Origin of the sequence: Stenotrophomonas sp. G106K1 (genome assembly GCF_037969685.1) — a bacterium.
Classification (GTDB): Bacteria; Pseudomonadota; Gammaproteobacteria; order Xanthomonadales; family Xanthomonadaceae; genus Stenotrophomonas; species Stenotrophomonas lactitubi.
This window is the reverse complement of record NZ_JBBPFR010000010.1, coordinates 1-18,268: the sequence shown is the minus strand read 5'-3', so window position 1 is coordinate 18,268 and position 18,268 is coordinate 1. Positions and strand designations below refer to the sequence as shown.

The 18,268-nt window shown below is 67.6% G+C and carries 20 protein-coding genes; 9 read left to right on the top strand and 11 right to left on the bottom strand.

Annotation, left to right across the window (positions count from 1 at the left end; translation table 11 throughout):
- Nucleotides 1–55 precede the first annotated feature (55 nt).
- From WKB25_RS10840 to WKB25_RS10825, 4 genes are read right to left on the bottom strand one after another with little or no spacing between them, the layout of a single operon-like run.
- Entirely contained in the window at nucleotides 56–853 is a 798-nt protein-coding gene (locus WKB25_RS10840) for an N-formylglutamate amidohydrolase (protein ID WP_340570556.1), read from the bottom strand.
- Nucleotides 846–1,400 (bottom strand): NUDIX hydrolase, encoded by a 555-nt coding sequence (locus WKB25_RS10835; RefSeq protein WP_049463930.1) that lies wholly within the window; start codon nucleotides 1,398–1,400, stop codon nucleotides 846–848. The genes WKB25_RS10840 and WKB25_RS10835 overlap by 8 nt, the downstream gene beginning before the upstream one ends.
- Complete coding sequence (locus WKB25_RS10830; protein WP_340570555.1) at nucleotides 1,397–2,329, bottom strand: 5'-3' exonuclease H3TH domain-containing protein; 933 nt, start codon at nucleotides 2,327–2,329, stop codon at nucleotides 1,397–1,399. The genes WKB25_RS10835 and WKB25_RS10830 overlap by 4 nt, the downstream gene beginning before the upstream one ends.
- Nucleotides 2,326–2,907: a nitroreductase gene (locus WKB25_RS10825; protein WP_340570554.1), complete on the bottom strand. Its 582-nt coding sequence runs from the start codon at nucleotides 2,905–2,907 to the stop codon at nucleotides 2,326–2,328. The genes WKB25_RS10830 and WKB25_RS10825 overlap by 4 nt, the downstream gene beginning before the upstream one ends.
- A gap of 338 nt (nucleotides 2,908–3,245) precedes the next feature.
- Between WKB25_RS10825 and WKB25_RS10820 the strand changes: the two genes are divergently transcribed.
- Nucleotides 3,246–5,567, top strand: coding sequence for a DUF1631 domain-containing protein (locus WKB25_RS10820; protein ID WP_340570553.1), 2,322 nt, complete (start codon nucleotides 3,246–3,248; stop codon nucleotides 5,565–5,567).
- Between the two features lie 52 nt (nucleotides 5,568–5,619).
- The gene (locus WKB25_RS10815; protein WP_340570552.1) at nucleotides 5,620–6,699 is read left to right on the top strand and encodes an NAD(P) transhydrogenase subunit alpha; all 1,080 of its coding nucleotides are present in this window, start codon (nucleotides 5,620–5,622) and stop codon (nucleotides 6,697–6,699) included.
- A 72-nt stretch (nucleotides 6,700–6,771) separates the two neighbouring features.
- Here the strand turns inward: WKB25_RS10815 and WKB25_RS10810 are convergent, their stop codons facing one another.
- The 3 genes from WKB25_RS10810 to WKB25_RS10800 are packed head-to-tail and all read right to left on the bottom strand — an operon-like array spanning nucleotide 6,772 to nucleotide 8,147.
- Nucleotides 6,772–7,236 carry a DUF3106 domain-containing protein gene (locus WKB25_RS10810; protein WP_340570550.1) on the bottom strand — a complete coding sequence of 155 codons (465 nt, stop codon included), beginning with the start codon at nucleotides 7,234–7,236 and terminating at the stop codon, nucleotides 6,772–6,774.
- Between the two features lie 3 nt (nucleotides 7,237–7,239).
- On the bottom strand, nucleotides 7,240–7,566 hold the full coding sequence (locus tag WKB25_RS10805; RefSeq protein WP_340570549.1) for a hypothetical protein: 327 nt from the start codon (nucleotides 7,564–7,566) through the stop codon (nucleotides 7,240–7,242).
- Complete coding sequence (locus WKB25_RS10800; RefSeq protein WP_340570547.1) at nucleotides 7,563–8,147, bottom strand: RNA polymerase sigma factor; 585 nt, start codon at nucleotides 8,145–8,147, stop codon at nucleotides 7,563–7,565. The genes WKB25_RS10805 and WKB25_RS10800 overlap by 4 nt, the downstream gene beginning before the upstream one ends.
- 97 nt (nucleotides 8,148–8,244) lie before the next feature.
- On the opposite strand from WKB25_RS10800, the gene WKB25_RS10795 reads away from it, so the two are divergent.
- A complete protein-coding gene (locus WKB25_RS10795) occupies nucleotides 8,245–8,565 on the top strand; it encodes an NAD(P) transhydrogenase subunit alpha (protein ID WP_340570545.1) in 321 nt (106 codons plus the stop codon).
- Nucleotides 8,562–10,022, top strand: a complete 1,461-nt coding sequence (locus WKB25_RS10790) for an NAD(P)(+) transhydrogenase (Re/Si-specific) subunit beta (protein WP_340570542.1) — start codon at nucleotides 8,562–8,564, stop codon at nucleotides 10,020–10,022. The genes WKB25_RS10795 and WKB25_RS10790 overlap by 4 nt, the downstream gene beginning before the upstream one ends.
- A gap of 101 nt (nucleotides 10,023–10,123) precedes the next feature.
- On the opposite strand, the gene WKB25_RS10785 is transcribed toward WKB25_RS10790, so the two are convergent.
- Nucleotides 10,124–10,543: a hypothetical protein gene (locus tag WKB25_RS10785; RefSeq protein ID WP_340570541.1), complete on the bottom strand. Its 420-nt coding sequence runs from the start codon at nucleotides 10,541–10,543 to the stop codon at nucleotides 10,124–10,126.
- A 121-nt stretch (nucleotides 10,544–10,664) separates the two neighbouring features.
- Here WKB25_RS10785 and sufT point away from each other — a divergent pair, with 121 nt between their 5' ends.
- The 3 genes from sufT to WKB25_RS10770 all read left to right on the top strand — a co-directional run bounded on the left by sufT (nucleotide 10,665) and on the right by WKB25_RS10770 (nucleotide 14,533).
- A complete protein-coding gene (sufT, locus tag WKB25_RS10780; protein WP_025877975.1) occupies nucleotides 10,665–11,216 on the top strand; it encodes a putative Fe-S cluster assembly protein SufT in 552 nt (183 codons plus the stop codon).
- Between the two features lie 59 nt (nucleotides 11,217–11,275).
- Entirely contained in the window at nucleotides 11,276–12,370 is a 1,095-nt protein-coding gene (locus WKB25_RS10775; RefSeq protein ID WP_340570537.1) for a branched-chain amino acid aminotransferase, read from the top strand.
- Between the two features lie 423 nt (nucleotides 12,371–12,793).
- Nucleotides 12,794–14,533 carry a S8 family peptidase gene (locus WKB25_RS10770; RefSeq protein WP_340570535.1) on the top strand — a complete coding sequence of 580 codons (1,740 nt, stop codon included), beginning with the start codon at nucleotides 12,794–12,796 and terminating at the stop codon, nucleotides 14,531–14,533.
- 167 nt (nucleotides 14,534–14,700) lie between these two features.
- Here WKB25_RS10770 and WKB25_RS10765 read toward each other — a convergent pair whose 3' ends face one another.
- The 3 genes from WKB25_RS10765 to wrbA form a co-directional block, all read right to left on the bottom strand.
- A complete protein-coding gene (locus WKB25_RS10765; RefSeq protein ID WP_033830416.1) occupies nucleotides 14,701–15,186 on the bottom strand; it encodes an asparaginase domain-containing protein in 486 nt (161 codons plus the stop codon).
- Nucleotides 15,187–15,265: 79 nt separating this feature from the next.
- A complete protein-coding gene (locus tag WKB25_RS10760) occupies nucleotides 15,266–15,601 on the bottom strand; it encodes a DUF2069 domain-containing protein (protein ID WP_340570533.1) in 336 nt (111 codons plus the stop codon).
- The gene (wrbA, locus tag WKB25_RS10755; RefSeq protein ID WP_093818977.1) at nucleotides 15,598–16,191 is read right to left on the bottom strand and encodes an NAD(P)H:quinone oxidoreductase; all 594 of its coding nucleotides are present in this window, start codon (nucleotides 16,189–16,191) and stop codon (nucleotides 15,598–15,600) included. Before wrbA ends, WKB25_RS10760 begins: the two co-directional genes overlap by 4 nt.
- A gap of 77 nt (nucleotides 16,192–16,268) precedes the next feature.
- Between wrbA and WKB25_RS10750 the strand changes: the two genes are divergently transcribed.
- Together WKB25_RS10750 and WKB25_RS10745 are read left to right on the top strand one after the other, a co-directional pair.
- Nucleotides 16,269–17,543, top strand: a complete 1,275-nt coding sequence (locus tag WKB25_RS10750) for a YihY family inner membrane protein (RefSeq protein WP_340570531.1) — start codon at nucleotides 16,269–16,271, stop codon at nucleotides 17,541–17,543.
- The gene (locus WKB25_RS10745; protein ID WP_340570529.1) at nucleotides 17,540–18,103 is read left to right on the top strand and encodes a TlpA disulfide reductase family protein; all 564 of its coding nucleotides are present in this window, start codon (nucleotides 17,540–17,542) and stop codon (nucleotides 18,101–18,103) included. Before WKB25_RS10750 ends, WKB25_RS10745 begins: the two co-directional genes overlap by 4 nt.
- The last annotated feature ends 165 nt before the right edge of the window (nucleotides 18,104–18,268 follow it).

The window sequence follows — 18,268 nt, the reverse complement described above, 5'->3', positions numbered from 1 at the left end:
CCGAATGCGGATGTCCGTCAGCGCTGCAGTAGATCCACGCCATGCGTGGATGCGGTCATCCAAATGCCAACAACCGCGGCTGCAACGCGCTTAAGATCCGCGCCAGTCGCTCCGCCCACGCCTGCTGCCCGGCGGCATCGGCAATCAGGTCCTGGCGGATCTCCAGTTCCACGTGCACCAGGCCACGGCCTTCGCCATGCACCGGCACCGCGTAGTCGCTGCTGCTGTTGACCGAATACGGTTCGTTGTCGCCCACCACCAGGTCGCATTCATCGCGCAGTGCCTGCAACAAGGCGTGGGCAAAGCGGGTGTCCTGGTGGTACAGCACGCCGGCATGCCAGGGGCGCTGCATGCCGTTCATCACCGGGGTGAAGCTGTGCAACATCACCAGCAGCGTCGGCCGCTCCGCATCGCGGCGTGCATCCAGTTCGGCATCGATGCGTGCATGGTAGGGTGCGTGGATCGCATCGATGCGCTGCTGCCGCTGCGCTGGCGTCAGCCCGGCATTGCCCGGCACCACGGTGTGGTCGCTGACCTCGGGGATCAGCGTGGGTGAAACCAGGGGGCGGTTGCAGTCGATCAGCAGCCGCGAATAGGTCTGCTCGATCGCCCATGCATCCAGACGCTCGGCCAGTGCACGGGTGGTGCCGCCGATGCCGATGTCCCAGCCGATATGCCGGTCCAGTTCGGTCTGCGGCAATCCAAGGTCGTTCAGCGCACGCGGTACCTGCTGGCCTGCATGGTCGGCCAGCAGCAGGAACGGCGAAGCGCCCTGCGCACGGTGCACGCTGAAAATCGCCGGATCGTCGGCACCCAGCAGCATCGGCAGCGCATGCAGGCCGGCGTCAGCCACGGGGGCGTCCATCCAGGTGGTGCTCGATCATCCACAGGCCGGCCCACAGCTTGGCATCGGCTTCGTAACCTTCGGCCATTTTCTGCACCAGCCAGGCGGCCGCCTGCGTACGCGGCACTTCATGCACGGTGATGTCCTCGCTCTCGTCGCCGCCGCCTTCGCCGATGCGACGCAGACCGGTGGCACGGACGAAGGCGATCTTCTCGCTGCTGGCACCGGAGGAGGTAGGACCGATCATCAGCACTTCGGCGTGCTCGGCGGTCCAGCCGGTTTCCTCTTCCAGTTCGCGTACCGCGGAAACTTCGATCGACTCGCCTGCATCGATGTCGCCGACCAGCCCGGCCGGCATCTCGATGGTCGGTGCCTGCAGCGGCACGCGGAACTGTTCGACGAACAGCACCTTGTCCTCGGGGGTGACGGCAATGATGATCGCGGCCAAGCCGCCGGCGTGGGTGCGTTCGCTGTACTCCCAGCTGCCGCGCACGACCATGCGCTGGTACTTGCCTTCGTAGACGACACGCGGTGCTTCGGTGTTGCGCTGGCTCATGCGGGCTCGCTGGAAGTAGGGACGGGGTCGGAAATGCCGGCGGCACTGAACAGCCGGCGGCGGGTCATGGGGCCGAAGCGCAGGGTCTGGCACAGGCCGCCGAGCAGCTCTGGATCGGCCGCCTGGCGCGGCATGCCGGGCTGGCAGCCTTCCAGAGGGGCGTCCAGGGCGATGGTGGTCAGCTGGCGCCAGAGCTGGGCGTGCTCGCGCTGCTCGCGCAGGCGCACCGCCATCTGCGCCGCGCCGCGCAGGCGCAGGAACGGCACTTCGTCGAGGCGTTCGTACAGCACGTCCATGCTGCCGAAATGGGCCAGCAGCACGGCCGCCGACTTGGCGCCGACACCGCTGATGCCCGGAATGTTGTCGACCGCATCGCCGCACAGCGCAAGATAGTCGGCGATCTGGTGCGCGTGCACGCCATGCCTGGCCTTGACCCCGGCCACGTCCCAGCGCTGGTTGCGTGCGTAATCCCATTGCTCGTCATGGTCGAGCAGCAACTGCGACAGGTCCTTGTCGGCGGAAATGATCACGCCGCGATGGCTGCTGCGGTGGCCATGCAGGGCGCTGCCGATCAGATCGTCCGCTTCGTAATCATGATGGGCCAGTACCGCCAGGCCGAGCGCTGCGCACAACGCCTTGCAGTGCACGAACTGGCGCTTGAGCGCTTCCGGTGCCGGGTCGCGGTTGGCCTTGTAGGCCGGGTACAGGCGGTGGCGGAAGCCGCTGTCCAGCGCTTCGTCGAAGGCGATGGCGATGTGCCGCGGGCGTTCGCGTTCCAGCAGGTCGAGCAGGAAACGGGCGAAACCATGCACGGCGTTGGTCGGCCAGCCCTGGCTGTCCTGGAACTCGTCCGGCAGCGAATGCCAGGCGCGGAACACATAGATGCTGGCGTCGACCAGGTACAGCGGCGGCGGTGCCGGCAGGCTCATGCCGGTGGGGTCCAGTCACGCAGCAGGGCTGCCGGGTCCGGGCGCTCGCGCTCGGGCGCCTCGGCCTTGGGCGTGCCGATGTGGATGAAACCGGCAATGCCTTCGCCCTCGGCCAGCCCCAGATGGGCGTGCACGGCGGGGTCGAAGGCCATCCATGCGGTCAGCCACTGCGCGCCGAAGCCCAGTGCCTGGGCGGCCTGCAACAGGGCAAAGCACACGCAGCCGGCGGTCATCAGCTGTTCCTGTGCGGGAACTTTCGGGTCCGGGCGGGGGCTGGCCACCACCACGATCACCAGTGGTGCGTGGCTGAAGCGCTGGCGGTCCTTCTCGAACACGGCATCGCCGGCATGCGGGTCGCGCTCACGGCTGCGCGCGGCCAGGAAGTCGCCCAGAGTGTGACGTGCATCGCCGGCGATCCTCAGGAAGCGGAACGGTACGCGCTTGCCGTGGTCGGGCACGCGCACCGCCGAGGTCAGCATCCGCTGCAGGGTGGCCGGGTCTGGTCCGGGCTCGCCCAGTTGCCGCGAGGGCACCGAGCGGCGGGCATCCAGGGCAAGCAGGGCAGCAGGGTCGGGCATGGAGTCTGAACCGGTCATCACGGGTCGCTGATTATAGTCGGGGAGGTAGATGACGCCGTTTGTGTCGCGTCAGGCCCCTGAATAGCAAACTGTGATGAACATCATGCCACTGGCGGATCACGGAGCCCCGCTTCCCCTCGCCTCGCAGGCCCTGCACGGCTTACGATACGTAATATTGCCGGGCCGCCGTTCATGAGGTTTGAAGTGAGGACTGTTTCACTGTCCGTGATGGGCTGGCCGGCCTACCATCGAGGGACCGGTGCATGGGGTGTACCGGCCGTCGCGATGTCCATGATGTCTGTCGCACCAGAGCCAGAGAAGGTGGGGAGCCTTCCCGAATGATGAGCGCGCCCACTCCGATGGGATCGCCGGGCCGTGACCCGGCCCAGCTCCAGCTTGCCCGGGACATCGTCCTGCCGGCGTTGTGCCAGGCCTTTGGCGCGGCACTGGCCCGCTTCGATGATGCCCTGTTCGACCGTGCCGGCAATGCCGGCTCGTCGCAGTTGCTGTTCCTGGACGCGATGCGCGAGCTGCGCCGCCGCCGTGAGGAGATTGCCGGCGCGTTTGCCGGCCATCTCGGCCATGCCTGGGCTGGTCTGGCTGCAGGCGAGCCCGTCTCTGCCGAGCTGACCCTGTCCGGGCAGGCCCAGGACGGCCTGAGCCTGGTGCCCGAACATGTACTGGAATCGCGGCTGGCAGTGCGCAACTTCGCCACCGTGCTGCTGCGCGACTTCAAGCCGGTGCTGGCGCGGCTTGACCGTCGCCTGGGCTGGCTGGGCGGCGGTATCGAGCTCGATGCCGACCGCAACCCGATCAGCCCGGAGCATCTGGGCGTGGCCATCCACGAAGCCTTCGCCGGCTGTGAGCTGGCCCCTGAAGTGCACCTGGTGCTGATCAAGCTGTGCGAGCGCGACATGCGCGCACCGGTGGGCCGCATCTACGAAAAGCTGGACGAGCACCTGGCCGCGGCCGGGGTGATGTCGCAGATGGGGGCCCCGCGCCGACCACTGGCGCCGGCCCCGACGCAGCACGTTCCGCATGGTCTGGATGATCTGGTCGAGCAGCGCACGGCACCTGGCTTCGACAACGAATTCAATGACGACGAACAGGCCGCGCCGGCCTGGGCGCAGCGGTTTGCCGCGCGCTGGTCGGAGCGTCGTGGCCACATGCAGCAACACGCGGGTGGCGAAGAGAGCCCGTCCGGTGAAGCCTATTCCGGCCAGCAGGGCATGTTGCTCGAAGCGCTGCACGAACTGCTGCAGCAGACCCGCCACGTGCGCGAGGACGCGACCTCGGCGGCGCAGGTCGCGGTCGGCCAGCATCGCCCGTTGAGCCAGCGCGAAATGATGTCGGTGCTGTCACTGCTGCAGGCCACGCCCAGTGCGACCCTGCGTGCAGCGATCGGCGAGGACGGCGAATCGTTGGCGCAGCGGCTGAAGAGCGAAGTGCTCTCCAGCGCCACCCGGCTGGGTGTCGACCCGGGCCAGACCCGGCTGGACGCGCAGGACGAGGATGCGATCGATCTGGTCGGCATGCTGTTCGATGTGATGCTCGATGAGCGTGAACTGGAAGGCCGCTCGCGTGAACTGATCGGCCGCCTGGTGGTCCCGTTCGTGAAGGTGGCGATGCTGGACCGCCGCATGTTCGTGCAGAAGACCCATCCGGCGCGCAAGCTGCTCAACTCGCTGGCCGAGGCCTGCGAGGGCAACACCGGCGAAAGCCAGGCCGAGCGCATGCTGATGGCCAAGGTCGAAGAAATCATCGAGCGGCTGGTCGCCGAGTTCAACGAGAACCTGGCGATCTTCCTGACCCTGGAAGAAGAATTCCGCGATTTCCTGGTGCAGCACCGCCGTCGCGTGGAAATCGCCGAGCGTCGGGCCGCCGAGACCCAGCGCGGCCAGGAAAAGCTGGAAATGGCCCGTACCCGTGCCGGTGCCGAACTGGATCGCCGCATCGGCGACGCCACCCTGCCGCCGGCGATCGCCGAATTCCTGCGCCAGCCCTGGCAGCATCATCTGACCCTGGCGCTGCTGCGCGAGGGCGAGGAGGGTGCCTCGGTGGCCGAAGCGCTGACCCTGGCCGATGGCCTGCTGGAGGAAGTGGCCGAGGCCCGCCGGCAGATTGTCGGCAAGCCGTGGCTGCAGGCCTGGCAGCCGCTGCTGGCCAAGGTGTTTGCCAGCGTCGGCGTGCATGGCGACGCTGCCTCCGCAGCCATCGATGCGCTGCATGACACCCTGCAGGGCATCGCCGAATCGCGACCGGAGCTGCAGCGCGCGCTGCCCGAGCTGCCGCAGGTGGTGCTGCCCGCACCACCGGCACCGGAAACGCCAGCCGTCGAGCTGGGCAGTACCTTCAATACCGACGATTTCGACAACGCCGATGCCGATCGCTTCCGCCGGATGGAGATCGGCAACTGGCTGGACTTCGTCGACAAGGATGGCAAGGTGCAGGCGGGCAAGCTGTCCTGGATCAGCCCGATTTCTTCGCGCCTGCTGTTCGTCAACCGTCGGGGCGTGCGCTTCTGCGTGGCCTCGCCCGAGGAACTGGCGGTGATGGTGCGACTGGGTCGCCTGCGTCCCCACGTCGACGATGGCGCCTTCGACAGCGCCATGCAGGGCGTGCTTGATCGTCTCGACCCGGGTGGCGCGACGCTGCACTGAGCCGCGTGCGCCTGCTAGGATCGGACCCACTCACCGATCAGCGGGAATCTGCATGGCCGTGGCGTTGCTGGGGATCAAGGAGACCGCGCCGGGCGAACGGCGCGTTGCGCTCACGCCGGAGACGGCGCGCAAGCTCGGTGCGCTGGGCATCACCGTGTGGTACCAGCCCGGTGCGGGCCAGGCCGCAGGTTTCACCGATGCCGCCTACGACGACGCAGGTGCCCGCGCCTTTGACGACGCCCGTTGGGCCGAGATCGACATCCTGCTGTGCGTGCAGGCACCACCGGCCGAGGTGCTGGCGCAGCTCAAGCCGGGCGCGAGTGTGGTCGGTCTGCTGACCCCGGCGGCCGACCCGGCGCTGGCTGCATTGGCCTCCGATGACCGGCTGTACCTGTTCCCGCTGCAGCAGCTGCCGCGCACCACGCGCGCGCAGGCGATGGACGTGCTCAGTTCGCAGGCCGGCATGGCCGGCTACAAGGCGGCATTGATCGCTGCCGAACGGGCGCCGCGTTTCTTCCCGATGCTGACCACTGCCGCCGGTACCGTGCGTCCGGCCAAGGTGCTGGTGATCGGCGCCGGTGTCGCCGGCCTGCAGGCCATCGCCACCTCGCGCCGCCTGGGTGCGCAGGTGGAGGGCTTCGACGTGCGCCCGGAAACCCGCGAGCAGATCCAGTCGCTCGGTGCGCGCTTCCTCGATCTCGGGGTAAGTGCGGCAGGCGAGGGCGGTTATGCGCGGGCGCTGACCGACGAAGAGCGCGCCGAACAGCAGCGGCGCCTGGGCGACCATCTGCGCAGCGTGGACGTGGTGGTCTGCACTGCCGCCGTGCCGGGACGCCGGGCGCCGACGATCGTCACCGCCGCGATGGTCGAAGGCATGGCCGCGGGCAGCGTGATCGTCGATCTGGCCGCCGAAAGTGGCGGCAACTGCGAACTGACCCAGCCCGGCGAATGCATCGAGCACCAGGGCGTGACCATCGACGGCCCGCTGGGCCTGGCCAGCCGGGGCGCCACCCAGGCCAGCGAGATGTATGCGCGCAACCTGATGAACTTCGTCGCCCTGTTCGTGCACGAAGGCCAGCTGGGTTTCGACTGGGAAGACGAACTGCTGGCCAAGACCCGCTGGCAGTCATGAGTTGGTAGCGCCGGGCCTCTCCGGTAGATCCACGCCATGCGTGGATGAGGGGCCCAGCGTGCGGATGGCGGGTTACCGCGGCTTCGCCGGCGGTGGGTTGTCGCGCACCCATTCCCTGCGTTCGTCCGCGCTCATCTGTGACCAGCGCTCGCGCATGGCATCGCGCTGGGCCGGGCTGAGGTCACGCATCTGGCCGAACAATGCCCGGGCCTGCTCACGTTGTTCCGGGCTCATGTGTTCGAAGCGGCGCAGGCCGCGGCGGGCCTTGTCGCGTTCTTCCGGGCTCATCGACTGCCAGCGCTGGCCGTGCGAGAGCATGCGCTGGCGCTGCGCGGGATCGGCGCCGTTCCAGCGGTCACGCAGCGGCGCCAGCAGCGCCTCGCGCTGGGCCGGGCTCAGCTGTTCCCAGTTCGGCAGCGGCACGGCAGCAGGTGCCGGCCGCGTGGCCGGCGCCGGTGGGCTGGCCTGTGCCAGTGCCGAAGCAGCCGGCAGCAGGGTCAGGGCGATCAGCAGGGGCAGGGAGGGGTATCGCAACATGGTTCACTCCATCGCCAGGTCGTTGTCGCCCAGCCACAGGTACAGATCGGGATTCTCGTCGTACAGCACGCCGTTGTCTTCTTCCGCCGCCACGATCGGCGCGGTGGCACTGCCTTGATGTTCGCCCGGGCCGACGAACTGGACACCGACGCCCAGCGCGATCACCAGCGAACAGGCGCTGGCCAGCCACCAGCGCCAGCGACCGGCGTGCGCCCTGCTGGCGCTGTGACGGGCACTACGCAGGCGTGCCAGCGTGGCCGGCGACAGCGCCTGCAGGGACTGCGCGTGCAGGCTGCGCAGGGCGTCATCGGAAGGCAGGGGGCGGTTCACGGGTGCATCTCCAGTTGATTCTGCAGCGCCTGTCGGGCGCGCGCCAGATGGGTCTTTACCGCGCCCTCGCTGCAGCCCATGGCGCGGGCGGTGGTGGCGCCGTCCAGGTCCTGCAGCACGCGCAGGGTGAAGGCTTCGCGCTGGCGGGCGGGCAGCGCGCGCAGTGCCTGCACCAACTGCTGGTACTGCTGGCGCTGCTCGTGCGCCTGCGAAGGGTCCGGGCCGGGATCAGCCCAGTCGATCTCGCCCCCCTCCGCATCCTGGTTGTCGCGCCAGAAAGGCAGGCGGAAGCGGCGACGGCGCTGCACGTCGATCACCCGCCGACGCAGGATGCTCCAGAACAGCGGCGCCCACTCGGCGGCCGGCTTGTCGGCGTAGTCCAGCATGCGCATCAACGCGTCCTGCACCGCATCCATGGCGTCGTCGCGCTGGCGCAGGCCGGCTTCGGCGAAGCGGAACGCGCGCGGGCCGACGCTGGCCAGGAACGCTTCCAGCGACGCCGGCAGGGCATCGGTCTCGGCGCTCGGGGGGACAGGGCTGCTCACCAGCACAGGGTACGGTTCCTCGACAGGGGTCACCATCGACAACGCGTGAGTGCCGCCGTGGTTGACCGGGACGCGCGCGGGGTTCAGCCCGTGGTTATGATGGGGCGACGAAGACAGAGCAGGAGCGTTGCCGGTGAGTGACGGGTTCGTGGCGCTGTACATCTTCATGTTGGCCGCGATTGCCGGCCACGTGATCATTTCCCGGGTCCCGGTGATCCTGCATACCCCGTTGATGTCGGGCTCCAACTTCATCCACGGCATCGTGCTGATCGGCGCGATGGTGGTGCTGGGGCACGCGCAGACACCGCTGGAGAAAATCCTGGGGTTCCTTGCCGTGGTGCTCGGCGCCGGCAACGCAGCCGGCGGCTACGTGGTCACCGCGCGGATGCTGGAAATGTTCAAGCCGAGCGTGCGCAAGGCCGGCAACGATGAACCGAAGGAGCCACAGGCTTGAACATCAGCACCGTCGAACTGCTCGATTGGCTGGTCAAGGCCAGCTACCTGGTTGCCGCCACCCTGTTCCTGCTCGGCCTGCAGCGCATGGCCTCGCCGATGACCGCAAGCAGCGGTATCCGCTGGGCGGGGCTGGGCATGCTGCTGGCCACGGTGGCGACCTTCTTCCTGCCCGAACTGCACAACGTGCCGCTGATCCTGCTGGCACTGCTGCTGGGTGCCGGCCTGGCCTGGTGGTCGGCAGGCAAGGTCGCGGTCACCGACATGCCGCAGATGGTTGCGCTGTACAACGGCATGGGCGGTGGCTCGGCGGCGGCCATCGGCGCGGTGGAACTGCTGCGCTATGCCTTCCTGGCCAACCGCGATACCACCCACTGGAGCGCGCAGGCGCTGGCCGACCTGGCTGCACGCCAGCCGTCCGGTACGGTGCTGGTGCTGGCCGTGGTCGGCGCAGCGATCGGTGCGGTGTCGCTGTCCGGCTCGGTGATTGCCTGGGCCAAACTCGATGGCCGCCTCGACAAGCGCGTGACCTGGCCGGGCCAGCAGGCGATGAACCTGCTGGTGGCGCTGGCCGTGGTGGTGCTGGGCGTCATCGCTGCCAGCACGCTCAGCACCTGGGCCATCGTCGCCTTCTTCGTGCTGGCGCTGGCGCTGGGCGTATTGATGACGCTGCCGATCGGTGGCGCCGACATGCCGGTGGTGATCTCGCTGTACAACGCGTTCACCGGCCTGGCGGTGTCCTTCGAAGGCTACGTGCTGGGCAACGAGGCGTTGATCATCGCCGGCATGATGGTCGGCGCAGCGGGCATCCTGCTGACCCGGTTGATGGCCAAGGCGATGAACCGGCCGATCCGCAACGTGCTGTTCTCCAATTTCGGCGCTGGCGCCGGTGGTGAAGCACAGGCGATTTCCGGTTCACAGAAGCCCATCGAAGCCGCCGACGTGGCCGCGATGATGGGCTTTGCCGAACGTGTGGTGATCGTGCCCGGCTATGGCATGGCCGTGGCCCAGGCCCAGCACAAGATCTGGGAACTGGCGCAGCGGTTGATCACGCGCGGGGTAAAGGTCAGATTCGCAATCCACCCGGTGGCCGGGCGCATGCCCGGGCATATGAACGTGCTGCTGGCCGAAGCGGGTGTGCCGTATGACCTGATCGCGGACATGGACGACATCAATCCCGAATTCGCCACCACCGACGTGGTGCTGGTGATCGGCGCCAACGATGTGGTCAATCCGGTGGCGCGCACCGATCCGGCCAGTCCGATCTACGGCATGCCGGTACTGGACGTGGTCAACGCGCGCAACGTGGTGGTGATCAAGCGCGGCAAGGGCACCGGCTTTGCCGGTATCGAGAATGCGCTTTTCTACGCCGACAACACGCGCATGCTGTACGGCGATGGTGCAGAGGCGGCGGCGTCGCTGGTCAGCGAACTGAAGGCGCTCGACGGCGGGCACTGAGGGTTGGGGTCGGAGCCCTTTCCGCAGGAAAGGGCTCTGACCCCAGATTCAACCACCCCATCCACGCAAGGCGTGGATCTACCAGGGCATCACCGGCGCGATCAACGCGCAAGCCAGGCGCCTACGGCAATGCCCACCGCCAGCCACAGCCATTCGACCACGCCATTGGCCAGGGTGATCAGCGTCCAGGCCAGGTGCGGGCCCATCCGCAGCGAGGCGTCCCAAGGGTTCAGGCCCATCGAGCCGCCCATCCAGGCACTGGCGATGGCCCAGTTCGCGATCGCGGCCACCAACAGCGTGCCCAGTACGACCAGGGCGATGCGCAGCTTGCCGGGGCCAAGCGTGCCCAGACGCAGCATGAACACCAGTTCCAGGGAGGTCAGTACCGCCATCCAGCCGACGGGACGGCCGGTGAACAGGGCGATCAGCATCCAGGCGAGGGGGGCGGTGGCCAGCGCCAGCAACAACATGAAGGGCCAGAGCCAGGTAACGGTCCTGGCGCGTGCGGCATTGGAGGACATCGAAGCTCCTGAAGGTCGCCCACAGGATACTGTGGTTTGCCGCAGTGCACCGGCGAGGGCCGGGCGCCTACGTTAGAATGCCGTCTTGCGTGGCTTCGGCCGCAGCCCCATATCGGTCCCCATGTATTCCCGTAGCAGCGAACCTGTCCACTTCGAACGCGATTGCGAGGCCGTGATGGTCCCGCAGGGCGACACCGTGACCCTGCCCGCCGGCAGCTATGGGTACATCACCCAGGCGCTGGGCGGCAGTTATTCGGTGTTCGTCGAGGGCAACCTGTTCCGTATCGCCGGCAAGGATGGCGATGCCATCGGCAAGGAGGCGCCGGCGCCGCTGGAGCTGCCCGACGATGCCAGCGACGAGCAGGTCGAACAACTGGTGTGGCAGCAGCTGCGCACCTGTTTCGACCCGGAAATTCCGGTGAACATCGTCGAACTGGGCCTGGTCTACGAGGTGGAGATCAAGCACCTGGACGAAGGGCAGCGCGAGATCGACGTGAAGATGACCCTGACCGCGCCTGCGTGCGGCATGGGCGACATCCTGGTCGACGACGTGCGCAGCAAGCTTGAAATGATCCCGACGGTGGCCGAGGCCGACGTCGAGCTGGTCTTCGACCCGCCGTGGAACCAGCACATGATGTCCGAGGCCGCCCGGCTCGAAACCGGCATGCTTTGACCCACGGCCCGCAGTGACGCGGGCCCGGCATTACCCGCAACCAGAACAGGAAATCTCCGGTGTCCCAGTCCATTCCCAGCTTCGCCGTCACCCGTTCGGACCACCCGCGCAGCGCTGAAGAGCGCGCCCAGATCCTGGAGAAGCCGGGCTTCGGCCTGCACTTCACCGACCACATGGTGGAAGTGCGCTGGGACAAGGACACCGGCTGGCACAACGCCAACGTGCGTGCCTACGGTCCGCTGCAGCTGGACCCGGCCGCAGCCGTGCTGCACTACGGCCAGGAGATCTTCGAGGGCATCAAGGCCTACCGCCATGCCGATGGCTCGATCTGGACCTTCCGCCCGGATGCCAACGGCCGTCGCCTGCAGCGTTCGGCGCAGCGCCTGGCGCTGCCGGAACTGCCGGTGGAGATCTTCGTCGAATCGCTGAAGCAGATGATCGCCGTCGACAGCGCCTGGGTGCCGTCGGCCGATGAGTCGAGCCTGTACTTCCGTCCGTTCATGATCGGCGACGAAGCCTTCCTCGGCGTGCGCGGCGCGCACAAGGCCGGTTACTACGTGATCGCCAGCCCGGCTGGCCCGTACTTCGCCAACGGCGTCGCCCCGGTGTCGATCTGGCTGTCCACCGAATACGCGCGTGCGGCCAAGGGCGGCACCGGTGCGGCCAAGTGTGGTGGCAACTACGCCGCGTCGCTGTTGCCGCAGCAGAAGGCGCAGGCACAGGGCTGCTCGCAGGTGCTGTTCCTGGACCCGGTCGAAGGCAAGTACCTGGAAGAACTGGGCGGCATGAACGTGTTCCTGGTCTACAAGGACGGCACCCTGGTCACGCCGGAACTGTCCGGCAGCATCCTCGAGGGCATCACCCGCGAGAGCATCCTGCAGCTGGCCCGCGACCGCGGCATGAAGGTCGAAGAGCGCAAGGTCACCATCGATGAGTGGAAGCAGGGCGTGGCCTCGGGTGAGATTGCCGAAGTGTTCGCCTGCGGTACCGCTGCGGTGGTCACCCCGATCGGCCAGCTGAAGGGCGAAGGCTTCTCGGTGGGCGACATCAATGCGCCGGCCGGCGAAGTGACCATGTCGCTGCGCAAGGAACTGACCGACATCCAGTACGGCCGCCTGCCGGACCGCCACGGTTGGCTGGTCAAGCTGGGCTGATCGCCCGCACTGAATGTTGGAGCCGGGCCATGCCTGGCTGCCTTCCTGGAAAGCCCGTCCCCGTGACGGGCTTTCTGCGTTCTGGGGGGCGCGCGCCATGCCTGGCGAATCACGACCGCCGATGTCGGCAAAGACATGACGAGACACGACATTGCGTAGTCAGGTCCGTGCAGGTGACGCGAAAGTTCCTTCATCTTCACAAACCCTCGACCCGAAAAGTCTCAAAACCAACATTTCATCTTGCTGAAAAGACGCTGAAAATCTTGTGGTGTCCGGTCTGAGCCACTAGCGTCATCTACACAGCGGATGGTCAGGGGAATCCGCTGGCTCGCCGGACCCGAACCTCGCCATTGCAAGCCAGCCCACGGTTCAGGCCGGCGCTTCTGCCGATTCCGGCATTCACACCATTAGAAGGGAAATCCGATGTCCCAGGTAACGCAACTGCGTGTGCGTCGTGTGTGGGTGGTCCTTGGTGCGTCCGTCCTGTCATCGCTGCTGCTGGCCACGCCTGCGCTGGCCGGTGATGTCCAGCTCAGCGGCCTGCAGTCCGCGCCGACCCACCAGCGCTTCATCGTCAAATTCCGCGACGGCAGTGCGCCGGTGGCCAACACCACCGCGCTGGCGTCTTCGCTGAAGACCGCGGCGGCCGGCATCGCCAGCAGCCAGGGCCGCGCGCTGGGGCTGCAGCAAGTCCGCAAGCTCGCTGTCGGCTCCACCGTGGTCAGGACCGACCGCGCGCTGGACCAGGCCGAATCCGAACTGCTGATGCGCAAGCTCGCCGCCGACCCGAACGTGGAATACGTCGAAGTCGACCAGATCATGCGCGCGACGCTGACCCCGAACGACACCCGCTTCAGCGAGCAATGGGGCTTCGGTACCTCCAACGCGTCGATCAACGTGCGCCCGGCCTGGGACAAGGCCACCGGCACCGGCGTGGTGGTGGCGGTGATCGATACCGGCATCACCAACCATGCCGACCTCAACGCCAACATCCTGCCGGGCTATGACTTCATCAGCGACGCGGCGATGGCCCGCGATGGCGGTGGCCGTGACAGCAATCCCAACGACGAGGGCGACTGGTACGGCGCCAACGAGTGCGGCTCGGGCATTCCGGCCTCCAACTCCAGCTGGCACGGCACTCACGTGGCCGGCACGGTCGCTGCGGTGACCAACAACAGCACCGGTGTGGCCGGCACCGCCTTCAATGCCAAGGTTGTGCCGGTGCGCGTGCTCGGCAAGTGCGGCGGCTACACCTCCGACATCGCCGACGCGATCGTCTGGGCTTCCGGTGGCACGGTCAGCGGTGTGCCTGCCAACGCCAACCCGGCCGAGGTCATCAACATGTCGCTGGGCGGCGGCGGCAGCTGCTCGACCACTTACCAGAACGCGATCAACGGCGCGGTCGGCCGCGGCACCACCGTGGTGGTCGCTGCCGGCAACAGCAACACCAACGTCTCCAGCGCGGTACCGGCGAACTGCCCGAACGTGATCGCCGTGGCGGCCACCACCTCGGCGGGTGCGCGTGCCAGCTTCTCCAACTACGGTACCGGCATCGACATCTCCGCACCGGGCCAGAGCATCCTGTCCACCCTCAACAGCGGTACCACGACCCCGGGCAGCGCCAGCTATGCCTCCTACAACGGCACCTCGATGGCGGCGCCGCACGTGGCCGGCGTGGTTGCGCTGATGCAGTCGGTGGCACCGAGCCCGCTCAGCCCGGCGCAGGTGGAAAGCATCATCAAGAGCACCGCGCGTCCGCTGCCGGGTGCATGCTCGGGTGGTTGCGGCGCCGGCATCATCGACGCCGATGCCGCGGTGACAGCCGCGATCAACGGCACCACGCCCAACCCGGGTGGCACCGTGCTGCAGAACAACGTGCCGGTCACCGGCCTCGGCGCGGCCAGCGGCGCATCGCTCAGCTATACCGTCAACGTCCCGGCTGGCAGCGCGCAGCTGCGCGTGGCGATCAGTGGTGGCAGCGGTGACGCCGACCTGTACCTGCGCCAGGGCAGTGCCCCGACCGACACCGTCTACACCTGCCGCCCGTACCTGAGCGGCAACAACGAGACCTGCACTGTCAACAGCCCCACCGCCGGTACCTGGTACGTGCGGGTGAAGGCTTACAGCACCTTCTCGGGCGTGACCGTCAACGCCCAGTACTGAGCCCAAGCCCTCTCCATGGGCACGCCCCGGCTTCGGCCGGGGTGTTTTTTGTTTCTGCAGAGCCGAGCCCATGCTCGGCTGCGGACCTTTGTGCCGCGCTGGCGCGCGGTTGCCGAGCATGGCTCGGCACTACAAGGGGCGCGCTGCCTGCGCTCGGCTGCCGTTTCTCAAACCGACTCGAACCGGTTCGCCGCCACGTTCTTGCGCACATGCTGCGGATCGAAGATCCGGCCGTTCATCGCGATGAACACCCCGGCCGGCAGCGACTGCACCGCACCGATCGCACAACCGATGTTGAACTCAGCATCCGAACCACGGAAACGCGCCGGGCTCAGCGCACCGGTCATCACGATGGTCTTGTCGGGAATCGTCGCCAGCACCTTGCCGGTCTGCACCATCGAATCGGTGCCGTGGGTCACCAGCACATGGCGGGTGGGCTGCGCAGCGATCGTCGCGCGGATCAGCTCACGATCGTCGTCGTTGATGTGCAGCGAATCCTTGCGCAGGATCGGAATCACGTTGAAACGGAACGTGACCCCCAGTTCGCGCAGGATCATGCCGATCTGCGGGTCGCCGATCTGGTAGTCCGACTTGTCGTCGAAATAGATCTTGTCGATCGTGCCACCGGTGGTGACGACCAGGAGTTCTTCCATCATGTGCATGCGCGAAACCAAGGCAGGTACAGCGGCGCGGGGCCGGGAACGCAGATGATACGGCCCGCCGGGCGCAGCGTCAGCGCCGCCGCCCGAAACGGGCGCGCAGGCCCGGCAGGCTGGCCGAGAAGATCACCAGCAGCGCCAGCGCGATCTCGATCAGCGCCAGCCAGCGGGTTTCGGGATGGCTCCAGGCGCTCATCACGCCATGGCTGAACCAGCCCAGGGCCAGCACCGCCGCCCAGAAGCCTGCCTTGCGCCAGCCCAGCCGCAGGACGATGGCCAGCGCCAGCGGTGGCGCGGTGAACACCAGCTGGGTGGCCAGCCAGTGCCTGTCGTTGATGAACCAGCCGGCAAACAGCGCCGCCAGCCCCATCAAGGCAAGCAGCAGCACGGTGCGCGGCGCGGCGCTCATCGTGCCAGCCGCTGCGCGATGTCGGCCACGCGCCGGCCCAGCGCCCGTGCCAGCACCGCCTCATCGTCGGTCGGTTGCGGGTCATCGGCGGCACCGGCCACGTGGCTGGCGCCATACGGCGTGCCGCCACTGGTGGTGTGACTCAGCGCCGGCTCGGTGAACGGAATGCCGACGATCAGGCAGCCGTGGTGCAGCAGCGGCACCTGCATCGACAGCAGGGTCGACTCCTGGCCGCCATGCATCGACGCGGTGGACGTGAACACCCCGGCCGGCTTGCCCGCCAGCGTGCCGTTTACCCATTCGGCGCCGAGCCCATCGAGGAAATGCTTGACCGGCGCGGCCATGTTGCCGAAACGTGTGGGGCTACCCAGCAGCAGTCCCTGGCACTCCACCAGGTCCTGCACGCTCACATACGGCGCGCCATCGTCCGGCACCGGAGGCTGCGCGGTCTGGGTGACGGCAGCCACCGGCGGCACCGTGCGCAGCCGCGCCGCCATGCCCGGCACCTCGCCGATGCCCCGCGCGATCTGGCGCGCCAGCCGTGCCACCGAACCGCCGCGGCTGTAGTACAGCACCAGGATTTCGCCCATCGCGCCTAGCTCTCCTCATCGTGTGGACGCCAGTATGGCTATCCTGCACCGATTCCGCATCGGGTACCCTTGCGCCGATGGAACCTTTGGATACGCTCAATTTGTGGATGGAGCGCGCGCGGGATCGCGCACGCGCCGCCAGCTTCGGCCGCTTCCTGTGGCGCCGCTTCCTCGACGACCGCCTGTTCCAGGCTGCCGCCGCGCTGGCCTACACCACGGTGTTCGCGCTGGTGCCGTTGGCGATCGTGGTGTTCGGCGTGCTCTCGGCCTTCCCGGTGTTCGATCGCTGGAGCGACCAGCTCAGCGACTACGTCTTCTCCAACTTCGTGCCCAATGCCGCGCGCGCCGCCGAGGGCTACCTGCGGCAGTTCTCGGCGAGCGCGGGTCAGCTCACTGCCGCCGGCTTCATCGCCCTGGTCATCTCGCTGCTGATCACTCTCAACAGCGTTGAAGAGACCTTCAACCAGATCTGGCGCGTCGGCAGCAGTCGGCCGCGGCTGACCCGCTTCCTGGTCTACTGGACGGTGCTGACCCTCGGCGCGATGCTTGCCGCCGCTTCACTGGCCGTGTCGGCGCGGGTGTTCGCGATGCCGCTGTTCGGCACGCAGGAGGGGCGCTGGCTTGCCGATCTCGCGTTACGGCTGGCGCCGATCCTGATCGAGTTCGTCTGCATCACCCTGATGTTCCGGGTGGTGCCACACCACACCGTGAAGTGGCGCCACGCGGTTCCGGGCGCGATTCTGGCCGCGGTGATCCTGGAGCTGGTGAAGTGGGGCATCGGCGCTTACCTGGGCAGCTTCCAGTCCTACCAGAAGCTGTATGGCACGGTGGCCTTCGTGCCGATCCTGCTGCTGTGGATCTACCTGTGCTGGGTGGCGGTGCTGCTGGGCGCGTCGCTGGCATCGTCGATGGCGGCCTTCCGCTACCAGCCGGTGGAACTGCGCCTGCCGCAGGGCTACGAGTTCTATGGCCTGCTGCGCCTGCTCGGGCGCTTCCAGCACGCACGCGCCAAGGGCAGGGGGCTGGCCGACGACGAGATCCTGCGGCTGGAACCGATGCTGACCGACTCGCTGCTGCAGGACCTGGCCTGCAACCTTGAGGACATCGGCCTGCTGCGCCGTGATGAGCGCGGCGAATGGCTGCTGGCCCGTGACCTGGACCAGGTCAGCCTGGGCGATCTGTACGAATGCACGCAGCTGCGCATTCCGGTGGCCGAACAACACCTGCCTTACCGCGATGACAGCCTCGGCCGGGCCGCGCTGGCTGCGCTGGACGAGTTGCGCCTGCCGTTGCGTGAACGCCTCAAGCGTCGCGTCAGCGACATCTACCCTGATTCTGGAGACGCCCCATGACCTGCAAGACCCCATTGCTGCTGGCTGTGCTGCTGGCCCTGGCCGCCTGCAAACCCGCGCAGGAGCCGACCCCGGCCAGCAGCCAACCGCCCGCGCAGGCACCGACCCCGACCGCGACGGCGCCGGTTGAGGACACGCCCGCCGAGCGCGTCACCGCCGAGTTCCCGACGCTGAAGATGAAGGCGGTCGATGGCAGCGATTACGACCTTGCCGCGCATCGTGGCAAGTGGGTGGTGGTGAACTTCTGGGCGACCTGGTGTGCACCTTGCCGCAAGGAAATGCCGGAGCTGTCGGCGCTGCATGCCATGCGCAGCAACATCGAAGTGGTTGGCCTGGCCTACGAGGACATCGAGGCGCCGGAGATGCAGTCGTTCCTGACCAAGCATCCGGTGACCTATCCGATCGTGATCGTCGATCCGTTCGACCCGCCGGCCGACTTCGCCACCCCGCGCGGCCTGCCGCTGACCCACCTGATCGATCCGCAGGGCAAGCTGGCGCACAGCTTCCTGGGCCCGGTCACGGCGGCCGACATCGAAAAGCAGATCGCGGCTGCCAAGTAAGGGGTTGGTCGGCAGGCCTGCGCCCTGCACCTGCAGAGGCCAGAGCAACAGCCGAAGCAACAGCAACAGCCGAAGCAGAAGCGGGTTTCCTGAGGGTAGGCGGGGTGGGTCCGGTTGCGGGGGACGCTGCAAGTACGTCCATGTAAGCTCGGTCGCGCCATGGAT